Source organism: Chitinophaga sp. (assembly GCF_036569185.1).
GTDB lineage: Bacteria > Bacteroidota > Bacteroidia > Chitinophagales > Chitinophagaceae > Chitinophaga.
Map to the genome: position 1 here is coordinate 1 of NZ_DATCRD010000057.1, position 5,409 is coordinate 5,409.

Consider the following 5,409-nt stretch of genomic DNA (forward strand, 5'->3'; position numbering starts at 1 on the left):
GCTCCCTCCGGTGAAACCATTACTTTCCGCCAGGACAACAACAATGAAGTATTCACCTTCGTTGAACAGCCACCACAGTTCCCGGGAGGAGAAGATGCACTGGCACGCTATCTCAATAAAAATATCCGCTATCCCGAAGAGGCGCAGAAAGCCAAGGTTAGCGGTACCACTTTCGTACAGTTTATTGTGGAAGCAGATGGCAGCATCCGTGATGTGAAAACAGTAGGTGCAAAGAAAGGCTATGGCCTGGAAGACGAAGCCATCAGGGTGGTTAAGGCCATGCCCAAATGGAAACCAGGCGAACAAAACAAACAGCTGGTGGCGGTACAGTTTAACCTTCCTATCAGGTTTAGTTTATCTAATTAACACAACTATAAACAATCAGGGGCCCTGGCGTATGCCGGGGCTTTTTTGTCTGCGAAGGTTGTCTGACTCAGGATTACGCTGATTATACTGATTTATTTGATTGGATCATTTGGATTTTTGAAGGATTTCGGGAGAATGAATCTTATCGGTAAATTATACATTACCGGTTGCTGCGTACATGTTTTGCTCCGTTTCCAGGCAGGCATGTTATTAATTACCCGTAACGCTTCTTCTTCTAAGCCATATCCTTTGTGAGCGCCTATCGTATGTGCGTTCCTGATAGTACCTGTGCTGTCGATCTTTTCTCTACAGATGAAGCGATCCCAAAAATCCATAAAAAATCCCGGGCCAGTGGCGACCGGGACTTCTATTTTAAAAAATTATCAGGATCAATACACAAAAGTTCCTGCGGGCGCTTTCACTGTTACTTTCTTTTCTGCTGCTGCTTCTACCCTGCCTATCACCTGTGCATCAATATTAAAGCTCCTGGAGATGCTGATGATATCTGCGGCTATTGCTTCCGGCACATACAATTCCATCCTGTGGCCCATGTTGAACACCTGGTACATTTCCTTCCACGGGGTGCCTGATTGCTCCTGGATAAGGCTGAACAGCGGAGGTACCGGGAACAGGTTATCCTTGATCACGTGCAGATTCTCAATAAAATGCAGCACCTTGGTTTGGGCGCCTCCGCTGCAATGCACCATGCCATGGATCTGCGGCCGGAATTGCTCCAACACTTTTTTGATTACCGGCGCATACGTACGGGTGGGTGATAACACCAGCTTACCTGCATCCATGGTGCCAAAGCCAGGGATATCTATTTTGTCGGTCAGTGATTTTTTACCGCTGAACACCAGGTCGTAAGGAATACCCGGATCAAAGCTTTCCGGGAATTTTTCCGCCACCGCTTTATTGAATACATCATGCCGTGCGCTGGTGAGGCCATTGCTTCCCATGCCGCCGTTGTATTCGGATTCGTAGGTAGCCTGCCCGTAAGAGGCCAGTCCTACCACCACATCCCCCGCCTGGATCCGGTCGTTGGAAATCACGTCTTCGCGTTTCATGCGGCAGGTAACCGTAGAATCCACGATAATAGTGCGTACCAGGTCGCCTACATCGGCAGTTTCTCCACCGGTGGAATAGATACTGATACCATGATTCCGCAGTTCTGCAAGGATTTCTTCTGTACCATTGATAATGGCGGCGATCACTTCGCCGGGCAGTAATTGCTTATTCCGCCCGATAGTGGAAGAAAGAAGGATATTGTCGGTAGCGCCTACACAAAGTAGGTCGTCCATATTCATAATAATAGCATCCTGGGCAATGCCTTTCCATACGCCCAGATCCCCGGTTTCTTTCCAATAAATGTAAGCCAGGGAGGATTTGGTACCTGCTCCGTCTGCGTGCATGATATTACAATAGGCTTCATCGCCGCCTAAAATATCGGGTACAATTTTGCAGAATGCTTTAGGAAAAAGGCCCTTATCAATATTCTTAATGGCATTATGCACATCTTCCTTACCTGCTGAAACACCACGTTTGGCGTAAATATTATTATCCACCGGGAAATAAATAAATATGTAAATAAAAAATAAACTAAATAAAGATGCTCTTCAGGCTGCAAAAGTAACAGATTCCATGCAGAATGCCCGCCGAATGTGTTAGATTTGCACGGCGATTTTGATAGTTATTGATTTATATGCAGGTTCACAGGGACTTAGACCACTTACCGGAATTCCGTAATGCTATTATCACAATAGGCACTTTCGACGGAGTACATGCAGGCCACCGCTTCATTATTGAGCAACTGGAGCAGGCTGCCACTGCCTGCGGAGGCGAAACCGTGATCATTACTTTCGATCCCCATCCGCGTGAGGTATTACAGCCTACACCTAATAACATCCGCTTACTGACTACCTTACCCGAAAAAATTGCTTTGCTGGAGCGCGCCGGGATCGATCACCTGGTGGTAGTACCATTTACCAAAGCATTTTCTGAAATGGCCGCCCGCAGTTACCTGGAAGACTTCCTGGTAGCACGTTTCAAGCCACATACTATTATTATCGGCTATGATCACCGCTTTGGCCATAACCGGGAAGGCGGGCTTGAATTGCTGGAAGCCGAACAGCAACAATATGGCTTTACCCTGATGGAAATTCCGCAGCAGGTAGTGCACGACCTTACTGTTAGCTCTACTAAAATCCGCAAAAGCCTGCAGGAAGGCAATATACGGCTGGCCAATGAACTACTGCACTACACCTATTTTCTCACCGGCACCATAGTACATGGCGATAAAATGGGCCGGCAGCTGGGTTATCCCACCGCTAACCTGCATCTTAATGATGAAAGAAAGCTGATCCCTGCCGAAGGTATTTATGCTGTAAATGCGCAACTCAGCGGTAGCAGTGAATTATTGCCGGCGGTGATGAGCATTGGCTTCCGCCCTACTTTCAATGGCACAGACCTGCGCCTGGAGGTACATATTTTTGATTTTAATGAAGATATTTACGGGAAGGAATTAACCGTTCATTTTGTGGAATATATCCGTTCCAACCTGAAGTTTGATAATATAGATGCGCTGATAGCGCAGATGGATAAAGATTCCGCACAGGCAAAGGAAATACTGGCGGGAGCTTAGAATTCTTCGCCCAGGAAATCTATCGTTTCTTTTCGTTTTTTAGGAGGTTTTATTAAGCGGACACCACGCCACAGAAAAAAGGCGGATGCTACTACATAAAAGCACATGGAAAATGCCCTGTAAATATCCATTTTGAGATCCACGCGGATACTTCCATGGCTAATGGTAACAGTATTGATCAGTACAACCAATGCACAAAAACTACTCAGAAAGAAAAACAAAATACCCACCAGCGTTCGGAATATCTTTTTTATCTCAACAGACATTGAAACGGTTTATAAACGTTCTCTTAATTCATCACTTTATACATCAGCTCTTTCATCAGTTCCCCGTCTTCCACCCCGCTATCGTTAATGCCTATACTCCGCAGGTTATACTGATGTAACAGCAAAATAGCTTTCTCTGTGCCATCCGGGCCATATTGACGGGCAGCATTCATGTAGTCCTTTACGAAAAAAGGATGCACACCGAGCGCCGAAGCTACTTCCTTCTCCCCTCCTTTTACACTGAAAATGAGGTTTACTTTGGCGAAGAAGTTATATAGGGCCGGCAAGGTCATTTGAATGGGCGCCGCTTTGGGATTGGCGGCGAAATAGGATACGATCCGGAATACTTTGTCAGTATTTTTCTGTCCCAGGGCGTTTTGCAATTCAAACACATTGTATTCCTTGCTGATGCCCACATACTTTTCAATATCCGCTTCATCAATCTTTTTCTGAGCGGGCAGGTTTACCAGCAGCTTATCTATTTCATTGGCTATGCGCGACAGGTCGTTGCCGATATGATCTACCAGGAGAATAGCCGCTTTTTGTGAAATGGCCAGCCCCCGGCTGCTTACGTAACTTTCCACCCAACCAGGCAGCTGGTTATCGTACATTTTTTTTGTAGACAGCAATACGCCTTTTTCCTTTATGAGCTTAGCCATTTTACTCCTGCCATCTATTTTGCCCTGCTTATGCGCCACTACAAACACGGTGGAAGTAAGCGGGTTATCTATATACGCTTCCAGTTTCAGCAGGTCGCGCATGGCCTGCGCTTCTTTCAGGAGCACCACTTGTCTTTCTGCAAACATGGGATATCTCCGGCAGGCATTGATCACCTGGGTCCAATCCGTATCTTTTCCATAAAGAACGGTGAGATTGAAGCCTTTCTCCGATTCCGGCAACAGTTCATGTTCGGCATAACTGGTTACCTGGTCAATGAAGAAATCTTCATCACCTTCCAGCCAGTATAATGACTTGAATTTCTGTTGCTTCCAATCCCTGATGATGTCCTGGTACTCCATTATTATATTGCTTTTCGTCTTACGACTATTTTTTTACGATGATGATATCTTCCGGATTTAATGCCGGTAACCGTTTGAATTTCAACAACAGTTGTGCAACCGCCAGTACATCTTTCTGGCAATAGGTGGCAATACGTTCCAGGTCCTTTTCCTCCCAGTATACCTTGCCTACCATGCTGCCGTCTATATCGTCTTTGGGCGTATCAATACCCATTACAGCGGTCAGGAGTTTCAGGGAGATGTAATGTTTAAAGTCCCCGAAGCGCCACAGCTGCAGGGTATCCAGCATAGGAACTTCCCAGGGTTTAAATCCATGCAGCTGTAAAGGTTGTGGCAAAGATAACTGATGAATAACAGACCTCCTGCAAATAAAAGGAATATCAAATTCTTTGATGTTATGCCCGGCAAACTGGAACCGGGGATATTTCGCATAAAATTTATTAATTAATTCTAAAAACCCGGAGAGCACAACTGCTTCATCATCATTACAAAACGACTTCAGCCTTAGCTGGTACCTGTTATTTTCCAGGCTGAAAAAACCTACCGAAATACATACAATTTTTCCAAATTCGGCGTAGATGCCGGCCCTGTCGGCGTATGCTGAATCATCGTTTCCTGAAACTGGCGCAGTTTTTGCCATTTTCTCACGCCAGAGCTGTTGCATATCTTCAGATAAGTGCTCTATAGCTGGAGCCGCCGGTGTTGTTTCTATGTCCAACAGTAATAATTGATCTAACGCAATATTTGGAAGCACAATTGAAAAACAGTTTTATAGCTATTTATAAAATAAGAATATTATAAGTACTTTTGAATAACAATTTTTAACCATATAACAATAAACATAAAACTCACAACTATGACGGAGAACACTTTTAATTCACCTGCACCGGGATCACCCGGACCAGAAAAACCACGCAGCCGCAATGGTCTAATTTACGGTATTTTAATTGCAGCATTAGCCGGTACCTGGATATATATGTTATATGACAAAAATAAATCCAGCGAGCAAATCGTTCAAAAAAACACCCAGATAGATTCGATCTCTTCTTCCCGCGATGCGCTACAGCAGGAATATAACGCGGCCAATGCCCGCTTGGATGATCTGGTATCCCAGAAC

At 45.1% G+C, this 5,409-nt stretch carries 6 protein-coding genes and 1 pseudogene; 3 read left to right on the forward strand and 4 right to left on the reverse strand.

Annotated features, from left to right (window positions below; genetic code table 11):
- Positions 1 to 366, forward strand: a 366-nt coding sequence (locus VIM72_RS04200) for an energy transducer TonB (protein ID WP_332001613.1), incomplete at its 5' end; no start/stop codon positions are given.
- Positions 367 to 755: 389 nt separating this feature from the next.
- Here VIM72_RS04200 and VIM72_RS04205 read toward each other — a convergent pair.
- Entirely contained in the window at positions 756 to 1,931 is a 1,176-nt protein-coding gene (locus VIM72_RS04205; protein ID WP_332001614.1) for an AIR synthase related protein, read from the reverse strand.
- 137 nt (positions 1,932 to 2,068) lie between these two features.
- Here VIM72_RS04205 and VIM72_RS04210 point away from each other — a divergent pair, with 137 nt between their 5' ends.
- A complete protein-coding gene (locus VIM72_RS04210; RefSeq protein ID WP_332001615.1) occupies positions 2,069 to 3,007 on the forward strand; it encodes a bifunctional riboflavin kinase/FAD synthetase in 939 nt (312 codons plus the stop codon).
- Here the strand turns inward: VIM72_RS04210 and VIM72_RS04215 are convergent.
- From VIM72_RS04215 to VIM72_RS04225, 3 genes are read right to left on the reverse strand one after another with little or no spacing between them, the layout of a single operon-like run.
- The gene (locus VIM72_RS04215) at positions 3,004 to 3,273 is read right to left on the reverse strand and encodes a hypothetical protein (RefSeq protein WP_332001616.1); all 270 of its coding nucleotides are present in this window, start codon (positions 3,271 to 3,273) and stop codon (positions 3,004 to 3,006) included. The genes VIM72_RS04210 and VIM72_RS04215 overlap by 4 nt on opposite strands.
- A 23-nt stretch (positions 3,274 to 3,296) precedes the next feature.
- Positions 3,297 to 4,292, reverse strand: a complete 996-nt coding sequence (holA, locus tag VIM72_RS04220) for a DNA polymerase III subunit delta (protein ID WP_332001617.1) — start codon at positions 4,290 to 4,292, stop codon at positions 3,297 to 3,299.
- A gap of 25 nt (positions 4,293 to 4,317) precedes the next feature.
- Positions 4,318 to 5,010, reverse strand: coding sequence for a 3'-5' exonuclease (locus tag VIM72_RS04225; RefSeq protein ID WP_332001618.1), 693 nt, complete (start codon positions 5,008 to 5,010; stop codon positions 4,318 to 4,320).
- Between the two features lie 138 nt (positions 5,011 to 5,148).
- Here VIM72_RS04225 and VIM72_RS04230 point away from each other — a divergent pair.
- Positions 5,149 to 5,409, forward strand: a pseudogene (locus VIM72_RS04230) (hypothetical protein); the annotation flags it as partial.